The organism is Ectothiorhodospira variabilis (assembly GCF_022227625.1).
Lineage (GTDB): Bacteria > Pseudomonadota > Gammaproteobacteria > Ectothiorhodospirales > Ectothiorhodospiraceae > Ectothiorhodospira > Ectothiorhodospira haloalkaliphila.
The window spans coordinates 1-25,742 of sequence record NZ_JAJNAO010000006.1 but is presented as its reverse complement, the minus strand read 5'-3'; the positions used below and the strand labels follow the sequence as shown (position 1 = coordinate 25,742).

24 protein-coding genes and 2 pseudogenes are annotated in these 25,742 nt (G+C 61.4%); 16 read left to right on the top strand and 10 right to left on the bottom strand.

The window, feature by feature from the left end; translation table 11 throughout:
• Positions 1-23: 23 nt before the first annotated feature.
• Positions 24-734, bottom strand: coding sequence for an ArsR/SmtB family transcription factor (locus LPW30_RS08080; protein ID WP_239680576.1), 711 nt, complete (start codon positions 732-734; stop codon positions 24-26).
• A gap of 99 nt (positions 735-833) precedes the next feature.
• Between LPW30_RS08080 and LPW30_RS08075 the strand changes: the two genes are divergently transcribed.
• The 4 genes from LPW30_RS08075 to LPW30_RS08060 all read left to right on the top strand — a co-directional run bounded on the left by LPW30_RS08075 (position 834) and on the right by LPW30_RS08060 (position 3,952).
• Positions 834-1,175, top strand: a complete 342-nt coding sequence (locus tag LPW30_RS08075) for a carboxymuconolactone decarboxylase family protein (RefSeq protein ID WP_239680575.1) — start codon at positions 834-836, stop codon at positions 1,173-1,175.
• Positions 1,176-1,346: a hypothetical protein gene (locus tag LPW30_RS08070; protein WP_239680574.1), complete on the top strand. Its 171-nt coding sequence runs from the start codon at positions 1,176-1,178 to the stop codon at positions 1,344-1,346. It abuts the gene before it with no gap.
• Positions 1,347-1,483: 137 nt separating this feature from the next.
• Complete coding sequence (locus LPW30_RS08065) at positions 1,484-2,869, top strand: ethylbenzene dehydrogenase-related protein (RefSeq protein ID WP_420796965.1); 1,386 nt, start codon at positions 1,484-1,486, stop codon at positions 2,867-2,869.
• A gap of 90 nt (positions 2,870-2,959) precedes the next feature.
• Positions 2,960-3,952 carry an aldo/keto reductase gene (locus LPW30_RS08060; protein ID WP_239680573.1) on the top strand — a complete coding sequence of 331 codons (993 nt, stop codon included), beginning with the start codon at positions 2,960-2,962 and terminating at the stop codon, positions 3,950-3,952.
• Between the two features lie 192 nt (positions 3,953-4,144).
• Here the strand turns inward: LPW30_RS08060 and LPW30_RS08055 are convergent, their stop codons facing one another.
• A complete protein-coding gene (locus LPW30_RS08055) occupies positions 4,145-4,471 on the bottom strand; it encodes a rhodanese-like domain-containing protein (protein ID WP_238625628.1) in 327 nt (108 codons plus the stop codon).
• A 90-nt stretch (positions 4,472-4,561) separates the two neighbouring features.
• Entirely contained in the window at positions 4,562-4,990 is a 429-nt protein-coding gene (locus LPW30_RS08050) for a CBS domain-containing protein (protein WP_090250319.1), read from the bottom strand.
• Between the two features lie 221 nt (positions 4,991-5,211).
• Between LPW30_RS08050 and LPW30_RS08045 the strand changes: the two genes are divergently transcribed.
• The 5 genes from LPW30_RS08045 to LPW30_RS08025 all read left to right on the top strand — a co-directional run bounded on the left by LPW30_RS08045 (position 5,212) and on the right by LPW30_RS08025 (position 10,775).
• The gene (locus LPW30_RS08045; protein WP_238625631.1) at positions 5,212-6,822 is read left to right on the top strand and encodes a BCCT family transporter; all 1,611 of its coding nucleotides are present in this window, start codon (positions 5,212-5,214) and stop codon (positions 6,820-6,822) included.
• A gap of 760 nt (positions 6,823-7,582) precedes the next feature.
• Entirely contained in the window at positions 7,583-8,446 is an 864-nt protein-coding gene (locus LPW30_RS08040) for a helix-turn-helix domain-containing protein (protein WP_239680646.1), read from the top strand.
• Between the two features lie 341 nt (positions 8,447-8,787).
• Positions 8,788-9,336 carry a hypothetical protein gene (locus LPW30_RS08035; protein WP_238625633.1) on the top strand — a complete coding sequence of 183 codons (549 nt, stop codon included), beginning with the start codon at positions 8,788-8,790 and terminating at the stop codon, positions 9,334-9,336.
• A gap of 21 nt (positions 9,337-9,357) precedes the next feature.
• Positions 9,358-9,987, top strand: a complete 630-nt coding sequence (locus tag LPW30_RS08030) for a DUF1326 domain-containing protein (RefSeq protein WP_025282971.1) — start codon at positions 9,358-9,360, stop codon at positions 9,985-9,987.
• A gap of 5 nt (positions 9,988-9,992) precedes the next feature.
• Positions 9,993-10,775, top strand: a complete 783-nt coding sequence (locus LPW30_RS08025) for a DUF2182 domain-containing protein (protein ID WP_239680572.1) — start codon at positions 9,993-9,995, stop codon at positions 10,773-10,775.
• Positions 10,776-10,902: 127 nt separating this feature from the next.
• Here the strand turns inward: LPW30_RS08025 and LPW30_RS08020 are convergent.
• Together LPW30_RS08020 and LPW30_RS08015 are read right to left on the bottom strand one after the other, a co-directional pair.
• Positions 10,903-11,244 (bottom strand): annotated as a pseudogene (locus LPW30_RS08020) (integrase core domain-containing protein); the annotation flags it as partial.
• Positions 11,245-11,646: pseudogene (locus LPW30_RS08015) on the bottom strand (hypothetical protein); the annotation flags it as partial.
• Between the two features lie 115 nt (positions 11,647-11,761).
• Between LPW30_RS08015 and LPW30_RS08010 the strand changes: the two are divergent.
• Together LPW30_RS08010 and LPW30_RS08005 are read left to right on the top strand one after the other, a co-directional pair.
• A complete protein-coding gene (locus tag LPW30_RS08010; protein ID WP_239680571.1) occupies positions 11,762-12,136 on the top strand; it encodes a SirB2 family protein in 375 nt (124 codons plus the stop codon).
• Between the two features lie 22 nt (positions 12,137-12,158).
• The gene (locus tag LPW30_RS08005) at positions 12,159-13,394 is read left to right on the top strand and encodes an NnrS family protein (protein ID WP_239680570.1); all 1,236 of its coding nucleotides are present in this window, start codon (positions 12,159-12,161) and stop codon (positions 13,392-13,394) included.
• 426 nt (positions 13,395-13,820) lie between these two features.
• Here the strand turns inward: LPW30_RS08005 and LPW30_RS08000 are convergent, their stop codons facing one another.
• A complete protein-coding gene (locus LPW30_RS08000) occupies positions 13,821-14,474 on the bottom strand; it encodes a hypothetical protein (RefSeq protein ID WP_239680569.1) in 654 nt (217 codons plus the stop codon).
• 20 nt (positions 14,475-14,494) lie between these two features.
• On the opposite strand from LPW30_RS08000, the gene LPW30_RS16025 reads away from it, so the two are divergent.
• On the top strand, positions 14,495-14,620 hold the full coding sequence (locus LPW30_RS16025; RefSeq protein WP_274520734.1) for a hypothetical protein: 126 nt from the start codon (positions 14,495-14,497) through the stop codon (positions 14,618-14,620).
• A 43-nt stretch (positions 14,621-14,663) separates the two neighbouring features.
• On the opposite strand, the gene LPW30_RS07995 is transcribed toward LPW30_RS16025, so the two are convergent.
• On the bottom strand, positions 14,664-15,518 hold the full coding sequence (locus LPW30_RS07995; RefSeq protein ID WP_025282978.1) for an SDR family NAD(P)-dependent oxidoreductase: 855 nt from the start codon (positions 15,516-15,518) through the stop codon (positions 14,664-14,666).
• Positions 15,519-16,685: 1,167 nt separating this feature from the next.
• Here LPW30_RS07995 and LPW30_RS07990 point away from each other — a divergent pair.
• The 4 genes from LPW30_RS07990 to LPW30_RS16020 all read left to right on the top strand — a co-directional run bounded on the left by LPW30_RS07990 (position 16,686) and on the right by LPW30_RS16020 (position 22,339).
• Complete coding sequence (locus LPW30_RS07990) at positions 16,686-17,774, top strand: TolB family protein (protein ID WP_239680568.1); 1,089 nt, start codon at positions 16,686-16,688, stop codon at positions 17,772-17,774.
• A gap of 74 nt (positions 17,775-17,848) precedes the next feature.
• Complete coding sequence (locus LPW30_RS07985) at positions 17,849-21,247, top strand: hypothetical protein (RefSeq protein WP_239680567.1); 3,399 nt, start codon at positions 17,849-17,851, stop codon at positions 21,245-21,247.
• Between the two features lie 40 nt (positions 21,248-21,287).
• Positions 21,288-21,983 (top strand): hypothetical protein, encoded by a 696-nt coding sequence (locus LPW30_RS07980; protein ID WP_239680566.1) that lies wholly within the window; start codon positions 21,288-21,290, stop codon positions 21,981-21,983.
• 230 nt (positions 21,984-22,213) lie between these two features.
• Positions 22,214-22,339 (top strand): hypothetical protein, encoded by a 126-nt coding sequence (locus LPW30_RS16020; RefSeq protein ID WP_274521658.1) that lies wholly within the window; start codon positions 22,214-22,216, stop codon positions 22,337-22,339.
• 20 nt (positions 22,340-22,359) lie between these two features.
• On the opposite strand, the gene LPW30_RS07975 is transcribed toward LPW30_RS16020, so the two are convergent.
• Genes LPW30_RS07975 through LPW30_RS16210 form a run of 3 tightly spaced genes read right to left on the bottom strand, consistent with a single transcriptional unit; the run spans position 22,360 to position 25,166 of the window.
• Positions 22,360-23,880 (bottom strand): hypothetical protein, encoded by a 1,521-nt coding sequence (locus LPW30_RS07975; protein ID WP_238625980.1) that lies wholly within the window; start codon positions 23,878-23,880, stop codon positions 22,360-22,362.
• 6 nt (positions 23,881-23,886) lie between these two features.
• Positions 23,887-24,828: a hypothetical protein gene (locus LPW30_RS07970; protein ID WP_238625979.1), complete on the bottom strand. Its 942-nt coding sequence runs from the start codon at positions 24,826-24,828 to the stop codon at positions 23,887-23,889.
• 32 nt (positions 24,829-24,860) lie between these two features.
• The gene (locus LPW30_RS16210) at positions 24,861-25,166 is read right to left on the bottom strand and encodes a SecDF P1 head subdomain-containing protein (RefSeq protein WP_419398060.1); all 306 of its coding nucleotides are present in this window, start codon (positions 25,164-25,166) and stop codon (positions 24,861-24,863) included.
• Positions 25,167-25,742: the final 576 nt, after the last annotated feature.

The following is a 25,742-nucleotide window of genomic DNA, read 5'->3' as shown; positions in this document are numbered from 1 at the left end:
GCTCCTTAGATTTTCAGAACGGACTAGCGGTCACTCATGTGCGCGTGATCATTGGATGAAACCGCAGCCGGGGATTCCAGCGGCAGTCCGGCTGCCTGCCATTCGCAGACGCCATCGCTGAGCTTTTGGGCCTGATATCCCCGGCGCCGCAGCAAGGCCACGGCCTCGTCGGACAGCACACAGAACGGCCCCCGGCAGTAGGCCACGATCTCCCGATCCGTCGGCAGTTCAGCCAGTCGGGCCTCGATCTCCGCCAGCGGCAGTGAGCGGGCAAAGGGCAGATGAGCCGTCTGATACTCCTCCGGCGGACGCACGTCGATCACCACCACCTCCCCCTGGCGCGCCCGGGCCAGCAGATCAGCCCGGCTCCGGGCATCCAGCGTCTCGATGTCACCCGACATCCGTTCCAGGGTGGCCCGCAGTTCCAGCAGGTGCTCCTCGGCCACGCAGCGCACCATCACGTTCAGGGAGGCCACGTCCTCGCCGGACAGGCGATAAAAGATGAAACGCCCCTGTCGGCGCGTCATGACCAGTCGGCCTTCCTTGAGCACCCGCAGGTGGGCGCTGGCCAGCTTGATATCGATACCCGCCTCTTCCGCCAGGCGATCCACCGACTTCTCCCCCTGAGCCAGGAGATCCAGGATCTCCAGACGCTTGGGGCTGGACAGCGCCTTGCCGATGCGGGCCACCTGCTCATAGAGCAGATCCTGAAGGGTGCGATGGGTCTGGGTCATGGCAAAGGGTTGCGGCACTCAAATTGTCTGTAGCACACTCTAACGACCGTTAGATATTAAACCTTGACATCCATCAATAGAAACACGCAGGAGACGAATATGCCCAAAGACTGGAATCAGACCGCGAAGCAACTGGGTGGGCTCATGCAGGAAATGGGCAGTGGCATCCCGGAGGTCGCCAAGGCCTTTGGTGCGATGGACAAGGCCGCGTGCCACGAGGGAGCGGTGTCCGCCAAGCATAAGGAACTCATGGCCCTGGCCATCGGCATCGCCCTGCGCTGCGAGGGCTGTATTGCCTTCCATACCAAGGCGGCCATCAAGCACGGCGCCACCCGCGAGGAGGTCATGGAAACCATCGGCCTGTCCATCTACATGGGCGGCGGCCCGTCCTATGTCTATGGGGCCCAGGCTCTGGAAGCCTTCGATCAGATGAGTGGGTGAGTGGGCGCACAGGCACTGATGCGCGGTGCCAATGCGGCTGTCGTCGGCATCCTGGGTCCCCAGGAGTTTGCCCTGGCGCTCACAGGCTTTCTCTTGCTCAGCGTCTGGAAATTGCCCGCCTGGGCAGTGGTGATCATCCTGGCCGCTGGCGGCATCGTCATCACCCTGTAGCGGGCATCTCCATGCCCGAAAATCCGGCTCACCGAACGCCCGGTGGGAATGCATGCCATGGCCATGCTTGATTTCCTGCAAAGCCATCGAATAGGGTCAGGGCATCGGTGGATATTGCCTTTGATCAAGGAGATCCCATGAAACACCAGCCGCTTCACCTGCCGGGTACGGTACTCACTGTCCTGGCGATGACCGTGACGGGGTCGGCCCTGGCCGCCGAGCCGGAGTTCGTCGACGAAGCACGCAACGTGTACATCCCCGCCCAGGAGGAACGTCTGCGCACCCTGCGGGTGGGCGCGGTCTACAACGACGAGCACATCCAGATCCGTTACGAGTTCGAGACCGACAATCCCAGTTGGTATCACCAGTACTGGATCTTCGAGGACGGTGAATGGGTCCGTTACGGACGCGGATCTCCAGGGCCGGATCCCCATGGGCTGTACGAGGACCGGATCTCCATGATGCTGGACGACGGATCGGTGCCCCACTTTGGCGAGCATGGCGCCTACATGACCGTCCATGAAGGTATGCGCACCCTCACCGATGCCGCGGATGGCGAGGCAGTGCGCGCGCATCCCGTCCTGGGCGAGGAAATGGGCCGCTCCGACGTGCGCAAGTACCTGCCCGGCAGTCGCGACGCAGCTGATGATGAAGTCTCCTGGGACAAGCTCAAATCCGACGAAGAGATACAGGCCCTGCGAGAACAGGGATACTTCCTGGACCTGTGGCAATGGCGCGCCCATCGCAGCCACCCGGTAGGGCATGCGGACAACAACTACGTGCTGCACTATCGCCTGAACAGCGAGGGCCAGGGGCCCTTCACCGACAACTGGGACGACAAGGCGGAGCGACCCGCCTGGATGTTCAACCCCGGCATCACCGGCTTCAAGGCCATGGATCGGCAACGCCTCATGGACCGTGACTACGGACAGGATGACTGGTACTACCTGTCCGAAGAAATCGCTGTCCCCTTCGACCCGAATCACGACTGGCAGGAGGGCGATGTCCTGCCCCAGCGCTTCCTGAGACAGCCCACCGGGAGCCGAGGCGCCATCGCCGCCTCGGGCGGCTATGAGGAGGGCGCCTGGCGCATTCACCTGACCCGTACTCTGGAAGCCCCCAACCCGCTGGACAGCAAGTCACTGGAGGATGGCGGAAGCTATCAGGTGGCCTTTGCCGTTCATACCGATGCCTCCGGCGCCCGCTGGCACCTGGTCTCGCACCCGCAGACCCTGGGCCTGGGCGTGGACGACGCCGACATCGTGGCCCAGCGTGTGGAGGGCGACCTGGACACCGCCGAGGTGGAATGGACCGAATTGCAGGTGTATTACCCGGGCCAGATCACCTGGCAGTGGCTCAACCGCGACGATCACCCGGGCCGCGAGGCCATCGAGGAAGGGGACATCGGCATACGCGAGATCCACCTCACCCTGGAAGAGATCGCCGCCTTCTCGGTGGCCTTCGAACGCCAGAAGCTGGGGGTCCAACCCGAGGACGATGACCGGGAAGAGCACAGGGACTGAGGGGCACGGCGCCGCATGGGGTGATCCCCCGGGTCAGCCGGTCTGGTCCTGCATCGCCACCAACAATCCGAAACACGCACGGGAGGTACCATGGAAACCACGCCACTGAAAGGCAGCCCTTTCGAGGCCTCGCGCATTGCCCTGGGCACCTGGGCCATCGGTGGCTGGATGTGGGGTGGTACGGATGACGAGACTTCCATCCGCACCATCCATGCCGCCCTGGACCAGGGCATCAACCTCATTGATACCGCGCCCGTTTACGGGTTCGGCAAGTCCGAGGAACTGGTTGGCGAGGCCATCCGCCGCCGTGGCGGCCGTGACCGCGTCCTCATCGCCACCAAGGTGGGCCTGGAATGGACCGCCGAAGAAGCGGTGCTGCGTAACGCCAGCGCCGATCGCATCCGGGCCGAGGTGGAAGATTCCCTGCGCCGTCTGCAGACCGACTACATCGACCTCTACCAGGTCCACTGGCCCGACCCGGTAACGCCCATGGAGGAGACCGCCGAGGCCATGGGCCGATTGCTGCGGGAAGGCAAGATACGCGCCGTCGGTGTCAGCAACTTCAGTCCCGCGCAGATGGACACCTTCCGCAAGATCGGTCCCCTGCACGCCTGCCAGCCCCCCTATAACCTCTTCGAACGGGGCATCGAAGCGGATGTCCTGCCCTACTGCCGGGAAAACGGCATCACGATCCTGGCTTACGGCGCACTCTGCCGGGGCCTGCTCAGCGGTCGCATGGGGCCCGACACACGCTTCGACGGCGATGATCTGCGCCAGTCCGATCCGAAGTTCCAGTCGCCCCGGTTTGACCAGTATCTTGCGGCCGTCCAGGCCCTGGACCACTTCGCCCGGGAGCGTTTCGAAAGCGATGTCCTGCATCTGGCGGTGCGCTGGCTGCTGGACCAAGGCGCCGACATTGCCCTGTGGGGTGCACGCCGCCCCGAGCAGGTCGCCACCGTCCATCGGGTCATGGACATCGGGCTGACCGGGGAAGACCGCGATCAGATCGACCGCATCCTCGACACCCACATCACCGACCCGGTAGGGCCTGAGTTCATGGCACCGCCGGCACGCAACGGGTGATTCTTTACAGTCTCAGGTCGTTACGGATTCATCTATCCCAGCGCAAGGGATACCGAGGGCGGTCAGTGTGCGGGGGACCGGTAAGTACCGCGCCGGAGACGAGGATCGTGTCTCCTGCTCCGGCGCGGGTCTGGCAAAAGACCTCGGAACATTGTCCGAGGCATGCTTCAGGCCGATTGACCTACACGATACTCAGGCGGCTTTTTTCTGCTCGAACCAGTCCTGGGTGCCGCCCTCATAGTCAAGGACATCAGTGAAGCCGGTATTGTCGAGCTTCGCTGCGGCCTTGCGGGAGGCATCGCAGTCAAAGTTGGCGCAATAGACCACGATCTTGCGATCCTTGCCCCCGACGACGCGATCCACCTGCTCGGCAAAGTCATCGGATCCCACGGGGATATTGATGGAAGTCCGGATGTGTCGTTTATTGAAGACCTCCCGGGGAAGCACGTTGATGAGTACGAAATCCTCATGATGCTCTTCATTCATTCGCTTGAGTTGTTCACGATCGATGGTTTTCATGTCTGAACTCCTCATATCGATGCAGGTTCGGTGCATGTCAGTCGAGCGGAATCCATTCCGCAGGCAGCGGTCCTGCAGGCCGTCGGAGGTTCAAGCGGCGTCCGCAATCCTCTCTGCGGCCCGCTCGGCGGCTGCTTCGTCCCCATGGCGGCGAATATCACCCACGGTGATGATGCCGCTCAGGCGCTTGGATTCCGGGCTGTCCAGGACGACCAGCCGATAGACCTGTTGATCGGCCATGCTTTGCGCGGCAGCATCCAGCTCGTCGTTGGCAAAGCAGTACAGCACCTTCTCGCTCATGGCTTCCTGGACCGGGGTATGGGAAGGATCCTTGCCCTCGGCGAGACAACGAATGACCATGTCCCGGTCAGTCGTGACACCGATCAACCGTTCCTGATCAGCATCGGTGACCGGCAGAAAACCAGTCCCCATATCCCGCATTTTCCTGGCTGCGTCCGTGATCGATGATCCACCGGTGATGGTGTCGATACTCTTTGTCATTGCGTCGGCGATCTTCATGACTGCCTCCTTTTTCTGGTGGCTTACATGGATTGGGACAGCAGTGACCACATGAGTTCCTGGAGCAAGGTAGCGGCCCGTGCTGGGCAGCTGCACATATAGCCCCGGGAGAGAATACCCCGGTTGATCTTATGCCAATGAGCACTACACTCAGCTAAAAGCCAACCATGGATCAACCTGGGAGGCCTGGATGCCGGGTCTTATCCAAGGAGACATGACTCATGAGCGAGCACAAAGGGCGTCGACCCAAACCAGAAGAAATAAAAAGGATCGAGCGAATCTACGACACGGACTACGAAGTCGGGCAGGACAACATCAAAGCCATGGGGATGGACATTCACAATCCTGTGTTTGTCATCAGCGCGACATTGATCCTGGTGTTTGTTGTTCTGTCCCTGATCCTCCCCGAAGTGTCGAAAGAGGCCCTGGAGTCGACTCGGGTCTGGATTGGAGAGCAGTTCGACTGGCTGTTTCTGACAGCCGGCAACCTGTTCGTTCTGTTTTGCCTGGCCCTGATCATCTTGCCGGTGGGAAAAGTCCGACTGGGTGGCCAGGATGCCAAACCCGAGTTCGGCTATCTGTCATGGTTCGCGATGTTGTTCGCCGCTGGCATGGGGATCGGCCTGATGTTCTGGGCGGTGGCCGAGCCCGTGGGTTACTTCACGGAATGGTTCGGCACTCCGCTCAATGTGGGCGGCGGTGATGCAACGGCTTCCCTGGGGGCCACCATGTACCACTGGGGCCTGCATCCCTGGGCGATTTACGGCGTCGTGGCCTTGTCGCTGGCCTTTTTCGCCTACAACAAGGGCATGCCACTGACCATTCGCTCGACGTTCTACCCGCTGCTCGGCGACCGGGTCTGGGGCTGGTTCGGCCATGTCATTGATACACTCGCCGTTCTGGCCACACTGTTCGGTCTGGCGACGTCGCTGGGCCTGGGAGCGCAGCAGGCGGCCAGCGGCATGGCGTTTCTATTCGGCGTCGATGGTGGCCTGATGACGCAGATTGCGATCATCATCGGGATCACCGCCATAGCCGTGATCTCGGTGATCCGGGGCATTCACGGCGGTGTTCGCCTGTTGAGTAACATCAATATGCTCGTCGCCCTGGCATTGCTGATTTTCGTCATGATTGCCGGGGGCCTGATTGCCTTCGCCGCCAATGCGGGCACGACTGTCTGGGGTTACGTCCAGTACATACTGCCCTTGGGCAATCCGGTCGGCCGTGAGGACACCACCTTCTATCATTCCTGGACCGTCTTCTTCTGGGCCTGGTGGATTTCCTGGAGCCCGTTCGTCGGCATGTTCATCGCCCGTGTTTCGAAAGGTCGTACCGTACGCGAATTCATGACCGCTGTTCTGATCCTGCCCATGCTCGTGACGGTGGTGTGGATGAGCGCCTTTGGTGGCGGCGGCATTGATCAGGTCAGGGAGGGCGTGGGTGAACTGGCCAGCGGCATCGGCGAGTCGTCGCTGGCCCTGTTCCAGATGCTCAATGAAATGCCGTTCACGAGCATCACCTCCTTCCTGGCCATCGTGCTGGTCCTCGTGTTCTTCATCACATCCTCTGATTCCGGCTCGCTGGTCATCGACAGCATCACCTCGGGTGGCAAGCTGGACGCGCCTACGCCACAGCGTATCTTCTGGGCTGTGCTCGAGGGCACGGTGGCCGGCATGCTGCTCGCCATCGGTGGCGATGCGGCCCTCAATGCGCTTCAGGCCGGCGCGATCAGCACCGGCTTGCCATTCACCATAGTGCTGCTGTTCATGTGTGTGAGCTTGGGCATAGCGCTCTATCAGGAGTTGAAACTGATCAAGCACGGCTATGCCTGACCGGCAATCCACTCGATGCACGGGGAAGCGGCCCCAGTACCGAAAGGTTGCGGGGCCGCTTCCCCCGCCGGAAGGTGCACGCCCCGGCTACCGTCATGGGGCTTGGCGTTCAGTCAAGTGAGGAATGATCTGCAGGAACATTTTGATCCACCTGAGCAGTCAATCAGGCGCTGTGCCGAGCGACCGCTCGGCACAGCGTTCAAACGGTGATCCACCCGGTCAGTATCCCGACGCCCACGACTGCCGCCATCACGGGGCCGACCCGGCCCCCCAGTTTCAGCCCGCCAATGCCCGGCGACAGTCCTGCCTTGACAGCAGTTGTTACGTCCCACCCCATCAGAGGCCTCCCATCACGCCCTCTCTGAGGCGAAATAAAGAGCTCGCCCCGCATGAGCCTCACCAAAACATGGGAATAACCTGTCCGGTCCAGAGCGGCACTGGAGTCACTGGTCAGTGCAGGCCCTATGCCCGCCTTGGGTCTAACCGCCCCCCAAAAGTACCCATCTGTACCGCCCTCAGTTTGATCGGTCGGGGTAGATACACTGCCGTGCAGTGCAGACCCAGTGAGTGCCATGGGGGCTGGAGCAATATTCGGACGAGCATCTCAGGAAATCGACTCCGTCGAGCCCCGCTCCAAAAGAGACTGTCATTCACAACCCCAAATAATATACTAAAATACTAGGCAATAAGACTGGCTTTCATGCTGGTCACCGCGGGGACGTACAAGGGGTGATCCATCATGCAACACGGACGCTCACACATGCTGCAGGCCTGTTCCCGGGAACGGTCGGTGCCGTCCCTGCGGGAGTCTCGTATGGCGCCGGATCGTGGGTTCAGCATGATGGAGGGCGCCCTAGATGCCGGCGAATTCTCCACGCCGGCCGTCAGCGACCTGATGCTGAGCCAGTCGGTTGGTCCTGCTTTCCACTATGTCTGCGACATCGGGGCCGGTCGATTTTCGGGACAGACCCAGCCGATGGACTTTGTTGCGGTTGCTCCCAACGTTGATACCTATTGCAGCGTTGCCGGCCCAGCCCGCCTGCGTTTTTTGGGTATTCCCGGTAAGTTTGCACGCGCCTGCCTGGAGCGTGATGCCAGTGACCCTCTGGATTTCGGCGCCATCCACACACGCCATCACCGCGACCCGTTGATCATCCAGGGCCTGACCCTTCTGTGGCAGGAGATAGAAAGGGAAGACCCGGCCGCGCGGATCTTTGTGGACGGCATAACGGCCGCCCTGGTGGTCCGTCTGAGCCGTCTGTCCCAACAAGTCGCCAAGGCGGAGGACTGTCGAGGGGGCCTGGCTCCACACCACTCGGCACGGGTGATCGAGTACATGCAGGATCATCTGGATCAGCGTGTCACCCTGGCCGAGCTCGCGTCGCTGTGTCACTTGTCGCCATGGCACTTTTCCCGCGCCTTTACACACTCCCATGGGGACCCGCCCCATCGTTATCTGACGCGCTTGCGCCTGCAAAGGGCCCGGGAGCTGCTGGAAACCACCTCCTTACCCATCTGCGCGGTCGCATCGGCCACGGGCTATTCGCATCAGCAATTGGCGCGCCATTTTCGTCTGACCACCGGCATACCTCCCGGCACCTACCGTCAGCAGTTTCGTGACTAGACCCCGGTCCTGGCCCGATCGGATGCCTGAAGGCATATTACTTCCTACCCTATCCACATGTTCCACGCCATTCGGCCACCTGTCCCACGGTGATTCGGCTGAAGTGGCCGGACACTCATTCTGCGCACGTGTCCACAATAAACCCGCAAGATCCGTCGCCCATGCGCAAGATTATGCAAACGCTTGTCCAATCTGACTCCTAGGCTCATCACCAAGGTTGCCAGTCGGGTATCCCATGTCGGGAATCCACTGCGCTGGCCACCCTGGCAAGAGTGAAGGCTCCTCTCGTGCTCACCCACCCCGAGATCGGAGCCGGGAGGTCGATGATGACAAGAGTTTCAGTGATTCTACTCACCGCGATGCTCGCCCCAGCGGTTGCAGCCCAGCATGACCGACAGACCGACACATCGGTCAGTGACGATCAGCAGATCGGCACCGTCGCGTTCGGTGCGGACTGCGTCGATGACGCCCAGCAGGCATTTGATCATGCCCTGGGGCTGATGCACCACATGATGTACGTTCAGGCCCGCGACGAGTTCGACGCCATCGCCCAGGCCCACCCCGATTGCGCCATGGCCCACTGGGGCGTGGCGACCACACTGTTCCAACCGCTGTGGGCCACGACGCCAAGCGATGCCAAGATCGCCCGTGGCCGAGAGGCCATTGAGCAGGCGCGTGCGACGGAGGATTCAGCAGCAGAAAGCATCCGCGAGGCCGCATTCGACCAGCATCCCCACCAGGGGACGTTTCCCGGCGCCTTCCACCTCGCCGCAATTCCGGCACGGCTGGCGGTGGAGCAGCGCGACTGGGCGGACCGGCTGCTCGAGATCGCACCGGACGCTGAGCGCGACAGCATCGACCCAATCAAGACCCTGGCTCAGCGCGATTGAGCCGGCGAAAGGAGCGTACCCATGTCCCAATCAACCGAATCTGCCTATCAACTCGATGGTACCTTGCTGGAAATCTGTTCTTGCGGAGTGCCTTGCCCCTGCTTCATCGGCGAGGATCCTGATGGGGGCGAATGCCTTGGTGTCATCGCCTTTCATCTGCATAAGGGAATGATCGGAGACCAGGATGTCTCCGGACTCACGGTTGTCAATGTGGCGCACATCCCGGGCAATGCCCTGGCCGGCGGTTGGCGCAGCGTACTGATCATCGATGATCAAGCAACCGACCACCAGCACAATGCCCTGGTGTCCGCCTTTTCAGGCCAATTAGGCGGCAGCCTCGCGGATCTGGCGGGACTGGTGGGGGAACTGGTGGCCGTCGAGCGTGCCCCGGTGATCCACGAGGTGAACGAGGCGAACGGTCAGTTCCGGATCCCGGGCATTGTCGAGGCGCAGATTACGCCCATCCAGTCGTCTCCGGATGGCACCACGGCAACGCTGCGTGACAGTGCCTTTTCGACCGTCAAGGATGCACCGGCCTATATCGGCAAGTCGACCAGCTATAGAGTAACCCTGCCGAATCATGACATGACCTGGTCTTTCGAGGGACGTAATTCCATTCAGACCGCCTGGCACATGGAGCATCAGCCGTGAATACGATGGCCGACATCCCCGCGCGACGCGTATGGAGCGCGTCGCCGCTGGTGCTGACAGCCATTCTGTTGGCTTGGGCGTTGGCTTTGGCCTCGGAATTCACCGGCGTCCCGGGTTGGGTCCATCATCATCACCTGCTGAGTCCGGACATGGCGGCCTGGGCGAGCATTGGAGTGTTTCTGGCCGCCTGGCAGATCCACATCGCCGCCATGATGCTGCCGTCCACATTGCCCATGATCGGCCATTTTCGTCATATGGCTGCGGCGCAACCCCGCCCTGTCGCGGCCAGATCTGCGTTCCTGATGGGATATCTGATCGTATGGACCGGCTTTGGCATCGCGGCATCCCTGACGTACCTGGGCGTTCACGCAGTGATCGAACACTGGCACTGGCTGGCATCGCGGCCGCAGGTGGGTGTGGGTGGCGTACTGATACTGGCGGGGGCCTTCCAGTTCTCGGGTCTGAAGGATCGCTGCATGGAAAAGTGCCGCCATCCCGTTGCCTTCCTGATGGCCCATTACCAGCGTGGCGTGCCCGCAGCACTGAAGCTGGGTCTCAGGCACGGCCTATTCTGCCTGGGATGCTGCTGGGCCCTCATGCTGGTGATGTTCGCCGTGGGCATCGCAAACCTTGCCTGGATGGCGCCTCTGGCACTGCTGATGCTTTACGAGAAGACAGGAAGTGCCGGCGATAAGATCGTCCGCCCGGTGGGCGTGGTGCTTATCCTGATCGGATTGGGCATGATGATGTTCGCGGGCCCGATGTCCATCGAACATCATCACGGTTGATCCAGCAGCCCGCCGATGTCAGCTGAGATCCTTGCCGCGCAGACCCCCCTTGTTACGTCCCGCCCTACCCGAGGCCTCCCATCCCGCCCTCTCTGAGGTGTTCTGGTCAAGTCGCAGCGGACACGGATTAAGCAGCAACCGCTAGAAAATGTTGCTGTGGGGTGATGTACCCCAGGGACGAGTGGAGCCGGTCGCTGTTGTACTCCGTCTCGATGTACTGAACGATGTCCTGCCGGGCCTGCTCACGGTTGAGGTAACGCTGGCCGGCCAGCCACTCGCTTTTCAGTGAACCAAAGAAGCGCTCCATGACAGCATTGTCCCAGCAGTCACCTTTCCTGCTCATGGAGGCCACCATCTGGTACTTCTCCAGGCGCTGCCGGTACACACGCGATGCGTACTGGCTACCCCTGTCGGCGGTTACACATCCTGCCCGATGTCGCTTATGTCTGCGACTCACCCGCGCTCGGCCTTATTCGTCCTTTGATAGGCTGCGCTGCAGGGCAAAGAAGCCCAGCGCGATGTCGTCCGGGTCGGCGCCGGGCCGGATCTCCAGCCGGGCCCGGACCGCTTGGGGGTCGACGTGGCTGGCCGCGACGTCCTTGGCTGGCAGGTAGTGCAGCCACCAGGCGAGCGCCGCCTGGGTCGGTACCTCGATCCACTGATCGAGTTCGTCCCCCAGCCGTTAGGCATGGGCGCCCAGATCCTCGTTGAAGAACGCCTTGAGGCGGTCGAGCCGGCCTTGCGGGTCGAGGTCCGCGGCAGCGGTGTCGGCCAGGTCGAGTCATTCCTCGTCGCCGAAGATGCGCGCCCCGGCGGCCAGCGCCGCGATGGCCTGGCCTGAGGTGTGGGCGTAGGTGGTGCGGTCGATCCGCGACATCGCCGGAGCACGGAACTGGATCGGTCAATTCGTGGCGATGGCCTCATCGGCTGGCACCGCTTGATCAGGATCAAGGGGGCAATGGCCACACACTCGCGACAATCCCCCCATGTATCTGACCATCAAACACCTGCACGTCGCGCTGGCGCTGATCTCCATCTCCGGGTTCATCGCTCGTGGCCTGCTGCACCTGCGTCACTCGCCCAGGGTCAGGCACCGGTTCGTGCGCATTGCCCCTCATGTGGTGGACACTTGTCTTCTGCTCACCGGGCTTTGGCTGGCCTGGATGTGGCAGATGCACGTGGTGCTTCAGCCCTGGCTGATGGCCAAGCTCACCGCCCTGCTGGCGTATATCGTGCTGGGAATGGTCGCTTTCCGCTTCGCCCGACATGATGCCAGTCGGGCCACCGCCTGGTTGCTGGCCATCCTCGCGTTCGGCTGCATGCTGCTGGTGGCTCATACCAAACAGGCCTTCCCCTTCTGATTTCCCCGCCCACGGTACCCCTATGCTTAACCTGGCGACAAAGACCTGGAATCAGTACAGCGCCGCACCCCATCGACTCATGTTCCTGCCCGGCATGATCCAGTTGCTGCTGATCATGATCCACTGGGGCATCGAACTGACCGGGCGGTACACCATGTTGTGGTCACCCCTCACGCTGAACGTACCGGGCTTTGCCCTTCATCCATTCCTGATGCTCTATGGGGTCTTTCCGTTCTTCATGTTCGGTTTTCTCATGACCACCTATCCCCGCTGGATGAACACGACCGAGATCCCCCGGTCCCGCTATGTGCCGGCCTGGGCAGGCCTCACCGTCGGCATGGGCCTGTTCTACCTGGGCCTGTTCACTCAGCCCATCTGGGTCACCCTGGGGCTTGTGCTGTTTCTGGCCGGCTGGGCCTGGGCGCTGGCGGCACTGTGGGCCGTGTATCGTGGCGCCCCCGCCGCCGACCGTTACTACGAAACCTGGCTCAACGCAGCCCTGGTAATGGGATGGCTGGGCGCGGCAGCCTGGCTCGGGTGGCGGCTGGGCGCTCCCACCGTCTGGTATGCGTTCTCCCTGAAGGCCGGATTCTGGTTGTTCCTGATCCCGATGCTGGTGATCGTCGCTCACCGGATGATCCCGTTCTTCTCCAGTTGCGTGCTTCGCCCCTACACCCCGGTGCAACCACGCTGGTCGATACCACTGATGGCGGTCGCCGTGACCGGTCATGTGGTGCTGTCCTTGACGGGGCATTGGCAATGGCGATTCATCGCCGACTTTGCCCTCGCCTTTCTGGCGCTGCATCACGCCTGGCACTGGGGCTTTCGCCGCGCCCTCGCCCACCGTCTGCTGGCCGTGTTGCACATCGCCTGGGCCTGGTTTGCCGTGGGCATGCTCCTGCACGGAGTGCAGAGCCTGATCCTGATGACGACCGGACACGGGTGGTTCGCTCACGCACCTCAGCATGTCCTTGCCCTGGGCTTCATCACCACCATGACCCTGGGCATGGCCACCCGGGTCACGCTGGGGCACTCAGGACGTGCCCTTCAGGTCAACGGGTTCACCTGGGCCTGCTTCCTATCACTCTCTGGAGCCACCCTCACTCGCGTGGCGGCCGATGCGCCCTGGCTACCGGGGGGATACACGGGACCATTGAACCTGACCACCGCACTGATCTGGCTGACCTTCATCACCCCCTGGGTGCTCTACTACGGCCCCATGCTATGGCGTCCCCGTGCCGATGGTCGGCCAGGGTAAACAACCTAGGAGGCGACTGACCTCACCAGTCCCAGCTCAGCGGCACAGGTCAGGCCCGATTCTGGTCTACCTGGGCACTGGATTCAGAATCTGCCGTCTGATTCCGTGTCTCACAGTGTCTCCAGTAGGGCTGTCAGATACAGGTCATAGCCGCCGCTACCGCCCGGGCGGTTGGATGATGTTACGTCCCGCTCTATCCGAGGCCTCCCATCCCCCCCTCTCTAAGGCGAGACAAAGATGTTGTCCCGAACTGAGTCCCCCAAAGGTGGGAATAACCTGTCCGGTTCAGAGCGGTTTGGGGTCGCTGGTCAGTGCAGGCCACATGCCCGGTTTGGGTCGCGTCGAGACAACTGATGCCTGCCCCGCTGGCGATCGGGCTGCTCATGTCCGATTCGTGAGAGGCGTCACCCTGCCCGCAAGTATTGTTCAAAAGCGATGGCGGAGACCGAAAGTGACGAAATTCGAACCCGACGCCTTGCTGACAATGTCATAGGCTCCGGAAGGGTGATGGATTCGGATGAAGCCCTCCCACGCGGTGTAAGATGCCTTTGGCGGTGCGAATGCCAACTCCGTCATCATAAACACCAGCACGCGACTCGCGCGTTGGTCCCCGCGTGACTCGACGGGCGGCCGTTCGAATGCATACGATGGACCAAGACCGTGGGCAAAGGACGTATCCAGGTAATGATCCCAGGGGAAGGTGCGCCAGCGCAGGCTGGCGGCCGCATTGATTTCAAGGTGGTGCTGTTTCCCCCAGTGCTGTGCCGCGTTGATCTCGCCTTCCAGGTCCAGGTGCTCGCTGAATCCGTGCAAGACGCCTGATAATCCGGCCGCCACCAGGTAAGAACTGCGGAAGTTGGTGCGTGTGGTCAGGATTTCGCCAAGGCGGTTGTCGCTCCATTGGCCCGCATACACGAACACGCTATGACTGGGCGAATCACCCCCAAGAGGTGCTGACGCAGGTTCCGGCGTGGAGTGCGCCCCGCCCCTGCCGTCCGCGGCCACGGGTGTTGCAAGCACGGCCATCAAGGGCAGCGCGCGGGCCGGGAGGCGAAACCGAGCGAAGCCGTGGTATTTCATTCGAGAACCCATGCATCGGAGTGTGGAACAAGAGTCACGAAGCGTTCTCACGCACCACTCAGGATACGGCTCACGATTCCCTGGCCTGCCTGCTGCTGGCCGATGCCACACGTGCCCTGATGAACGCCGGCCCGGCCCGAGGCTGAATGCACCCAGGGCAGGAGATCTGCCCGAAGGATCATGCGCTGATCATCGGCCCGGGTCTTCACGGTCCTCCTTGACCGTGTCGCCAGGCCCGGTACCTGAATCGGGCGCAATGATGGTTCGTTGACGAAACGGTGCCAGCAGCAATCGCCCGATGGCCCGCCCGGGTGTCAGCCAGCGGATGCGGCTACCATGGCGACGATCGTTCAGCACGCGTTCGGCGAGCCCTGGGGCGACGGTATCAACAGTGTCACCAAAGATGTTGATAAAGCGACGTATTTGCCGGGCCTTGCCGTCGTGGATACTCAATGCGAGCAGATCGGTCGGCACCACCCCGGGGTTGATACTGCCCAGCCGGACGGGCGTGCCTTGCAGCTCATCAGCAAGGGAACGGGTGAAATAACGCAGTGCGGCCTTGCTGGTACCGTATAGCGTACTGCCGCGGCGACGCTCGTTGCTGCTTCCCCAGCCCTCGAGGGTGTAAATCCGGCCATGACCCTGGGCGAGCATGCCGCGTGCCGCAATGTGGCAGCCGTGCAGGGTGCCGAGCAGATTGATGCGTATCAACTGCTCGATTGTGGCTGGGTCATGCTCCCAGAAATCCACTTCATGCGAGTTGACGGCGGCATTATTGATCCAGATATCCACGCCGCCGAAATGCTCGACCGCAGCATCCCAGAGCCTCTGCAAAGCTGAGGGGTCGGCGACATCGCAGGTCTGCCCCTGTAACCGGGCCTCATCGGCAGCGGTTGCGTCTCGCAGTCGCCACAAGCCTTGCGCCAGTTGTTCGGCATCGCGACCGCAGGTCATCACCCTGCATTGGCGTTGCAGAAAGGCACGCACCAGACCATAGCCGATGCCACGGGTGCCACCGGTAATCACGACGACCGGCTGTTTCAAGTCTTTGCTCCTCCCGGGCTGCGGAGTGGCATGACAGCGCTTCAAGAGCCTAGTCGATACCACGGCGCGCCATCAAATCCGCGAGCCCAATGTTTCCAAATCAGGACTCCAGGGCGTTGCCAGCGCCACCGGCCGTCCCCTGGTGATCCGGACTGCCCGAATGCGCGCCGCGATGACCCCATCCATCAAAGCTCGTCACGTTTACACTCGCGACAAGGATTTAACGGTGGCGGCGGGCTGGTACCTCCTGGCGCTGGGAGCCGTCGGTGAGCCTCAATCACCCTGGGGGGGGGCATGCTCAGCATACGCCTCGTCGGCCGGCGAAACGCAAACGCGCTGACCGCATCTGCATTGGTCGCCAGAAGACCACCACCTTCCGCACGTGCCAGTCTCTGACCGTCTGCCCCCTCACATCCAGGACCCACGTCTCGCAGGGAACATCGCCCTGCATGGGGCATGCATTGCGCCCAGACCTACCTTCCTTGATGGGACTACGTCCAGGAGAACAATCGCCACCTTTTAAGCCCGGAATGGCCATCCGCCAGATATTGGCCGGCTCGAAATCATGGTCTTACGGATACGAGCCTACAGCATGTCCGCAGTGTGAGAGGGAACGGACCTCGCCACATCTACCTCTGCCGTCCGCTTCGGGTCGGCTTGCGACAACTGATGAATGCTGTTGGCAGTGGCCGGCCCAGACCGGGCATTTGCCCTGCACTGACCAGCGGCCGCAAACCGCTCCGAACCCGACAGGTTATTCCCACCTTTTGGGGAACTCAGTGTGGGACGACCTCTTTATTTCGCCTCAGCGAGGGCGGGAGGCCAGGATGAGGCAGGGGTAACAATGCTCCGCCCAGTACCCATGGGCGAACAGCGTCACTTTTCCAGGCCACATTGCCACGCCTTGCACAGGCTGTCGCAAGCACCAACTCCTTCTTCGCCAAAGACGCGGGCGTTTGGTCGACAATCAGTCGACTTGCCCAAGTGCCATTGGCACATGACACTGATCGCATGAAATGGAACATTGATCCATCTTCGCGAGAACGGTTTTGTCTTCGGGGCTGCATAAATGAACCAGGGTCCGCTTTCAACTTGGGCCTGGTCAACCGTGCAGGCCCGCCTATGGAAAGTTGCCATGGCACCAAGGCAATAACGGGATGGGCCCGCTTGCTGCCAGTTCTTCTCATTCTTTGCCCGGCTGCCACGGGCTGTGTGCTGGATTACGGCCTGGACAACCGTCTGGAGATGACGCCGGGCATTCACTCGATCGAAGGTCTCAATACCCCCTATGATGATTTCAATGTGGCTGCCCCACCTCCGCCACTACACTATGTGATTCCCCTGGCCTTCGCCAGCAATGCACACCAACACGGTGCGGAATTTGATATTGTCGAAGGCCACCTGGAGATCCTTCAAAGCCCCTATCACCAGCGCCGCGACCAGGGGCCCGGGCCACCGATGATCCAGGCCCGGCGACAGGGCCGCTTCCCCTCGATTCCAGAACTTCCGGGTAACCAGCGGGGGCCGACTGCCTTGCTGACCGAAAGGACAGCGGCAGTCTCCTACGTCCTGCGCATTGGTCTCTTCCATCCAGACCGCAGGGGCCGACCGCTGGGTCAGCGCGATTGCGTGCGGATCAGTATGTTTCCGTGGTGGGACGTAGGGTGGGTATTCGACTCCGATCACGAAGGAAATCGAAACCTTTACTTTGTGGATGAAAAGGGTGAGGCACGACCGTTTTTTGCCAACACAGCGAAGTCTGATGAGGCCTACCTCACCTACGATTATCGTCGCCACCAACTCTACTTCAGTTCCAACCGCTCGGGACGGTATCGCATCTATCGGTTTGACAATCCCGATGGCAACACCGACTTCCGCGCATGGCTGGGCGACAAGACGCTCGCCGGGCTCATCGAGCCCGTCGATGAGTGGGCCGAGCACGGTGACACCCTGGCGCCTCATGTGGCCGGCGATCTGCTGGTCTTTGCTTCCGACCGCCACGGGCAGTTCGATCTGTTCGTGACGCGCTTTCGCGGTGACCGTTGGCAATCACCCCGGAATCTGCAGCAGTTCCTGCCCGAAGGCGTCTCGCTCAACACCAAGGCTGACGAGTTCCGACCGCTCCTTCTGAAACGATGGTTCTTCGACCAGGGAGAACTCTACTATCCCTGGCGACTCCTGCTGTTTTCATCCAATCGCCCGGGTGGCAGCGGAGGCTACGACCTGTACCTGACAGCCCTGCCGGAGACACTGTGAGATCTAATCAGACGGCAAATCCTGAATTCAGTGCCCTGGCAGACATGATCGTACCCTTGTCGGAGAGCTCAAGCATGCCTCAGACGCCCCGCACGATTCATCACTACAGCCGGACTGGTTCAATCCAGCCGGGCACTCAGGCGGATTGGGTCCACGTCACGTGGCCCAATACGGGGACAGCCACCAATCCTGTTCATGAGATCGCTCGATGCCTGGTCATGATGCTGACGGTAATCGTCCTGCTTGGCGGCGGCCTCTTGAAAGATGCTCGGGCCTCGGAGTTCATGTTATTGGCCCAGCAGGATTCGGGACTCGCACCGGATGCCACGTCTGAACTGGAGCAGGCCTATGCCGAGTACCGGCGCGCATACGAGCGCTACACATCGCTTGTCACCGGAGGCGGTGGAGACGAGCCTGATCTGGGACGAGCTCAACAGGAAGCACTCACCGAATACCGGAACGCCTATCAACGTTACCAGCGGCTGAAGGCACAGCAGCCGCAACCCGCTGCCAGGCCCAGCCCGCCTTCATTGACCTCCTTACCCGAGTCCGGCCTCGCTCCCACCGCTGAAGGAGACCGGGTCGAACATGCCTCCGGCACCGTGCTGATCTCCCCGGAGGGAGCCTTGCATCAAGATGTCACGCTGGATCTGCGGGAGATACCCAACCCGCCTTCCACGGCGCCGTTCGAGCAAAAAGGGACCGCCATCGCCGTGGACGGGGTGATGCCGGCCCCCCCCGGCAAGCCCGTTGAGATTCAGTTGCCGGCCTCGGGAGAGAATCCGGCCGTCATGTTCTTTTCCTTGGGTGAGTGGATTCGGTTGCCGGCCAGGAACGTGACCCTGCCCAATGGTGACCCGGGGCTCGCGGTCAACCTCGAACGTGTTCCGATGCCCTGGCTATTGACGGTGGCCGACGCGCCCGAGGCGGGCGAACCGGAACTCGCAGGCGCGGAGCATCCGCTTGCCCGAATGGCACACCTCGAACAACTCCGCCTCACCGACCAGGCCGCCTTCCTGGCGGCGTTTCAACGGGATTCCCAGGCGGGGCTGTACCCTCCACCCACCTCACCGCGCTGGCTGGGTCTGCTTGTCCGTTCGGCCACCGCGAGAAGTAGCCATGGGGGCGGCATTGTCCCGGAACTGCCCTGTTGTATGGAAGACAGCCAAGAAGACAGCCAAAACGCCGACCTTGATGCCGCCCGGGAATTGCTATGTGCCCGCCTCATGTTCCTGCGGGCTGATGCCGCCATGCGCCTCGGACATGAGCAAGGAGCGAGGACGGCCAGCCGACGCTATCTTGACGGCTTGCATCACCTGGATCGTGCTGCCCGGGCGGTCCGTGCACTCGATCAGGATGGCCAGGACCAAGGATTCGCCGACCAGACTGGAACAGATTCACGACTCGCAGGTTTTTCAAGGGATCACGTTTATGGGGGTGAGCTCTCCCTGCGGGACATGACCGAATACTACCTGGGCACCTTCGCACCCTGGGGGTTGCGTCTGACAAAGGCCATACTGGAAGGCGAGGATCAGGTGCTGCTGCCGGGTTTTGATGTACGTGTATTGCCTTTCTTCGGCCACCAGCCCCACCTGGACCTCCAGATTCCGGGCGATTATGTCATCAGCCCCGCTGCGTATCCTCATCAGCCGACCATAGACTATTTCCAGCAGGCGCTGCTGGACTACCTGCAAATCGAACCCGGCCGGCACAAGACCCACGTCACGCTCCGGCTCTATTCCCCCAGGATCTACGAGTACAGCACCCACGAATACTACTCCATGCTGAAAAATGCCGTGGGCGGCGCAAGCTATCTCCTGGGCCTTGGCAAGCTGGCCTTTGGCGCGCCGGTTGCAGGCACGGGTGCCGCCCTGTATTCCGGGTATTCGGTGGTGGCCCCCATCATCGAACGTGCATTCGTCGAGCCACAGGCCCAGCGGCTTTCCGACGCAGGGATCGCCTCCGTATCGAGCACCCTCACGCTTTACAGCGGCAACAAATTGCTGGGCAAGGTGGTTCTGGACGGCGCCCCAGAAGCCTTGCTGTCGTTGGACACCCTGGAATACGCCGGCATGCTCACTGACATGGTCATGAGCTATTACATTGACCACGCCGAATTGCAGAGCATTGAATCACTACGCAGCGAAGGGAGCACCACTGGATACCGGAACGCCAGTGCATGGTTCTGGCAACATGACCGATTCCACCGGCCACCGATGGCCTTCGTTGTCAACATGGATGGGTTCACGAATCACCGCCCGGAACAGGCAAGTGGATCCTATACGGTGAGCGGCCACGGTCGATTCAAGTTGTTCGTGGATTACGACAAACTCGATGTGCTCATACGTGCGGAAGACCTGTCGAGGCAGTTCGTGGTGCGCGAATTCAGTCCGGAGACTGAGCGCCGCATCGGTAATGGCATCGTGTTTGGATCACCCGAGGGTGGAGGTTCCATGCGCCGGGATGACCTGTTGGGTATTCCCGTACGCCGTCCGAACGGATTCATCGGGGCTCAAGATGTCACCGCCTGGGCCGAGGTGAACTTTCATGACAATGCCCCCTCCGGCAAGTTGCTGCAGTTCACGTTGGAAGAGGAACTGCTGGGGCACTGGCGTGATGCAACGGAGCATTCCAGCATCGAAGAATGGATGGAACGTGTCGAGGTGGAACTGGTACCCGAGACTGGCCGACCTGTTTACGTGTACATGGGCGACAACAACCTTCTGGGTCTGCATCAGGCTTTTGACTCCCGCGGGGGAATACATCGCTTCGGGCTGGGAATTACCGAAAGCCCACCCGAGATAGACACCCTCCACAATAGGCTGACTCTTCTCAATGCGACCGATCGAGATTCCACCGGTGACTACTCGACGTGGGTATGGGCCTTTCCCATTGGGAACCCGTCTCAGCTTTCACTGAGATACAAGGTCAACCTCACATACGAAGGCACCACACTGGCCTCATTCGATGTCAATTACGAAGGCCTGGGCCCAGAAGTGGTCAAGAAAACGATTGAGCCAACCGGTCGTCTGAGGAGAGATCTGGTTCGCACATTGCACAGCGTCACCTATGAACTCCCTTGGCAGGACCCCTGTATCAATCGGGTATTCGAGCTTCAGGATGACTATAGGCAGCAGGGCTTCATGCTGGTCAGCCGAGCCTGGATAGATCAACTGCCCGCACCTGAGCGGCAACAGCTTTTCCGAAATCTCTCGGCGTATATGGGCGGGGCCACGGGATATCATGTCGAGAAGATCATACCGGATGAGTGCCGACAAATGCTGATGGGTTCGCCAGAGGAGGCACCGACCCTGCGATTCGTCCCGCATGGCGTATATACCTACTACAGGGATGGCGAAATCCATTACCAATATGAGTTCGAACGCGGACGTAAAACCAATGTTCTGGTAGAAAGACCACCCTCTCAGGGATCGGGAAACCCGTTCGGCGGCTGGGCGCCCAGTGTTGACTGACAGGGGTCACGCCACAAACACAAGGGCTGGATAGAGAATCATGAAAGACAATACCACCAGGGGCGCAGACGTTGCCGATGGGTCACCGGAATCAGTCGGCCACAGCGTCGAGAGAGTTTCGGAAAACATCACCCGGCGTGGCACGGAGTACCGATGGCTCCATGATGTCAGTCTATGGCGGGATACCGTCATCCCCATGATGCTTCTCAAGATCACCCTGCTGGCCGCCCTGATGCCGGCCCTGCTGCTCCTGGTGATCGAGACCCTGGAAGGGTCATTCATGCGGGGTTTGCAGGCCTTTGGCCAGGTCTATGCGATCGTTGCCGGCATCATGCTCTGTCTGATGATCATCGCTTATCCGATCTACGTGCTGATGAGCGGCGGACGCTACTCCATCCTGTTCGAGATGGATGACAAGGGTATCGATCACATCGAGATGCCGTCCAGAGGCGTCAAGCGCACCGATCTGATGGCGCGGGTCGGCTTCCTGGCAGGGCTGGCCTCCGGCAATCCCTCGGCCGCCGGCGCCAGCCTGCTCGCCTTGTCCCGCAAAAGCATGCACACGCCGTTCAAGCGCGTTCGCAAGGTCGTGATCTACGAGCGCAAGTGCGTGATCAAGCTGATTGCCCGCAACATGACACGAAACCTGATCTATACCCAGGCTGCCGATTTCAAACTGATCACGGATCTTTTACTTGAGCGCTGCCCCAAGGGTGCGATTGTCATTCGGCGGTGACATATTGTCGTATGAGGCCCGCTGGAGAACGTTTCTGACCTTCATTCACTCATAGCCATTTAGCCGGGAATGGAAGAAAGGCAGCAACTCTCGGGGGATGCCCCGAGTCCGCTTGTCAATGCTCAGCGAGGGATAGCCTTCAACCTCTCACCGCTGGCGAGTCCCCAGCTCGACGCACTAAAGCAACGCCTTAAGCGGTGGAGCTTTACGAAGACTGGATCGCCTCCTCCTTGCGATTCATCATCCACCCGCTGGAGGGGTTGCCAACGCACGATCCCGAAGTCCTGTTCAAGCTAATGCTCGAAGGCCGGGTGACGGATGTGGCCGCACTGAAACATTTCACACTGACCGACTGAAAGGCCTGTAACCGAAAGGCTTACCAACCGAGATGACGCAGGTGGATGTCTTCCCAGTCGATCGACTCGCCGGGCATCAGCGTGACAGCGTTTGGGACGCCAGAGCGGGGGTCGATCGGCTCGAGGAAAAGACGCAACCCGCCCTCTGGGGAGAGTTCCAGGAGGTAGATTCTGAGTCCAGCCGCCGATAGTTCCCCGACTTGCCAAGGCCACAGTTCGACGTGGTTATGCCCGGGCCCCCAGTGCCCGTCCCGCCAAACAACGTTTACCGGCGCCGCCGTCGACTCCGCTTCCGGCGGTTGCCCATCCGGGTCGTCCGAAACCCATAGGCGCGCCGTCCCATCGGGCACTGGGAGCCATTTTCGTGCGTCAACCCAGTCGGCCGCAGCAGGCGGGGGGACGTCCAGCTCGTAACCCGCGAGCTCCAGCCGAAACCCGCTGATCGCCGGGAAGACCCGGCTGAGCTCCCGGATCAGGATGTTGGCGCCGCTCCAGTCACGTTTCAAGGCACGAAACTCCTGAGCGGTCACCGGGCTCGGAATCTCGTTACAGCGCCCGATCCACACCTGCTCGTCCAGCGCGCGGCTGCACAGCTCCCCGGTTCGGACGTGCGGCGGCAGGCTGCGCAGGAGATCGTCCAGGTCGGCCTGATCCGGAAGCCGGCTCAGCCCGGCGGCGTCGTAGTCGATCTCCAGTGCCTGCGCGCCACGTTGCAGGCCGGCCTGCGGCCAGTCCATGGTTGCCAGAATCTGATCACCCCTGCGGACCTCCAGATTCACTCGGTCAACATTCACGCGCCGGACCAGGCGATCGGCGCCTCCCGGTTGCATACGTCCCGCATCTCCTGCCAAATTGATCAGCATCGCGAGCTGGCGGTAGCTCCCACCCGCGCCCCGTTCGGGCCAGCCAACGTGCAAGGTGAGCACACGACCCTCGAGCTCGAAACGCATCGTCGCGCCATCGGGCAGCGTGCGCGCCGCCAGTTCTTCGACCGCTTGGGGAAGCCCGGCGTGCTCAACGTGCAACGCGTGCTGTTCCTTCAATACACTCTGGGTGGGCAGACCGGCTAGACTGGCGACCACCGCTACCGAAACCCGCGCAAGGAAGCGCCCCCGCCCCTGCTCCAGCCAGCGTTCTCCCGGGTGCCGATAGAGCACAGCAAAGGCCACGGCGGGCAACCACCACGCGAGGCCCATGACGATCTTGAGGCCGATCACATCCCAGCCCGAAACGCCCAGCGCAACGCGGAACCAGTAAAAACTGGTCAGCAAGACCGCAACCAGCGCAATCACCACGAAATCCCAGAGGGTTCGTTCCGGGGTGACTTGCGGGACTCGGGCAAAAATGAGGTTGGTGGCCAGGGCAAGAACGACCACAGCGATAAGCGCCCACTCCAGCAAGCCCTCACCCAGGATGGCGGAGGGCAACAGGCCTACAAGACCCGAGAATATGAGGATCAGGGCGACGGGATAGAGCCAGGCCGAGGCTGGGCCACCCCGGCGCCGGGCAGAACTCGCAATCGTCGTCTTTCCGGTGCTCATCGCGCGTCAATGATGGGCTGTTTCGAAGCGCCAGAGTTTCAGGCTCGTGCCCCTGCCGTCGCTTCCGTCAGAAGAACGCCCGGCGCACGCGATCAGTTCGTCATCTCCACGCCACACGAAGGCGAAGACCTGACCGCGCAACGGCGTAGGTTGACCGCGCCGTTCAACCACGAAGCTCCGCGTGGGTCGGCCGAACCACCAACTGATTTCCTCGCTCACCCTGTAAGCCAGTCGAGTCATGGACTCGGACCAAGCATAGCGGCTGACCATGACCAAGTCCGACAGCGCGCTTCGGGCCTCGTGGCGAGCGAGCAGAAGGCCATCACTACGTCGGCGCAGTTCGACCGCGCAGCAGCCGTCACGAATAATCTCCAGATCGCCGCGGGCTTGGTTTGGAATAACCGGATCCCGGTGCGACTGCCACTCGACTTCGAGCGGCTGACGACAGGATTCGGGTGGTGAGGCAACTGGTACCAGTTCGGAGTCCAGTTTGAGTTCGGCGCGATACCAAGGGCGCTCGGTAGCCGCTCGCCGCCCGCTGCCACGCACGTACACCCCCTTTTCGGCGTCATCCCAACACAGGCTGGATGGAGAAAACGAGAGACCTTCGGATCGATCGGCCGGTCCGGCGGGCAGCACAAGCCGTCGGCTTTCGAACTGCAGCAGGGCTGGCGACATCACCGATGTGCGACTGCCCGTGCTCGGGTCACCACGGAAATGCCGAATCCAGAACAACATCCAGTCCTTGTCGGCTGAGAAGCTGGCCACGGGCAGGGCGCTGCAATAGACCGAATTGAGATCAACAAGCCACTCGCCCGCGCTGCCCTGCTTGTCCACTGATGGCGAGCAGGCCACTGCCAGCAGGACCACTAAGCCATACAGGAGAGCGCGATAGACCCCGATGGCGGGAGCGGTAGATGGCTCTTGGGACGAATTCCGGATCGTCATGGTCTTTTGTGGCGCGATTCCGCTGTCCTACCTCAGTGACCGATTGCAATTTCTGCGCTCTCAACCCCGCATGGCGTTACCGGAAATTCCCCGGCCAGCATTCGCTGCCATACCAGGGCTGCCGTCTGCGAACTGAATGTGCCCTGCAACTTTCCACTGTCTATCGGCGCCGCGATTCCGGCTCTTGAGAATTCGCGATCACCGATGACAATGCGAATTACGCTGCCGACGTTCGCCTGCGTGAAGTTCTCAAGCCTGATGGCACCTGATTCGGTCAATTGGATGCAAACTCGCCAGCCACGATCCTGTCGGTTCCCCGACGGGTGATTTCTCCACATAAGGCAAACACAGGTGCAACGCCGGCGCAGATTCCGCCGCTGCGTTGGCGGCAGCAACCAGGAGCAGTAAAGCCATCAACTTCATGGTGACGTCTTCCATACGCCGGACCTCACCCGTGCACAGCCCTAGGGTCGGCTGCATGCCTGGGCTCTCCATCTTCATCTTTCGGGCCGACCCAGGAGAGCGGGTTGTGCGCGACCTCCCATGGATAGCCGTCTGAGTCCACAAGGTAACAGGAGTACCCACCCCGGAACACCTCTTGGGCAGGTTTCACCCTGAACCATCCCGCATTTTCCGGAGGCGGCCTGCGTTGGGTCAGGCAGCGCTGCCAGGACCCTTCAGATGCGGATACCGCCTTTGAAGCGGGTCGACCCGTTTGAACGGCGCGCGCATGGGTGGGTTTCGGACGTCCGCAGCAAATCGGTAAAGAGTCGTTCGTGAGCGGGGGGACGGTGGCCGTTCAGGGTCGGCTAGAGACATCAGCAAGGAGCTACGTTCCGGGAGGTCGAGTATTCCCGGCTGACGGAGTCCGACTTCCCGATCGAACGTGTATAGTCCCCGCATGCCCGAAAGAT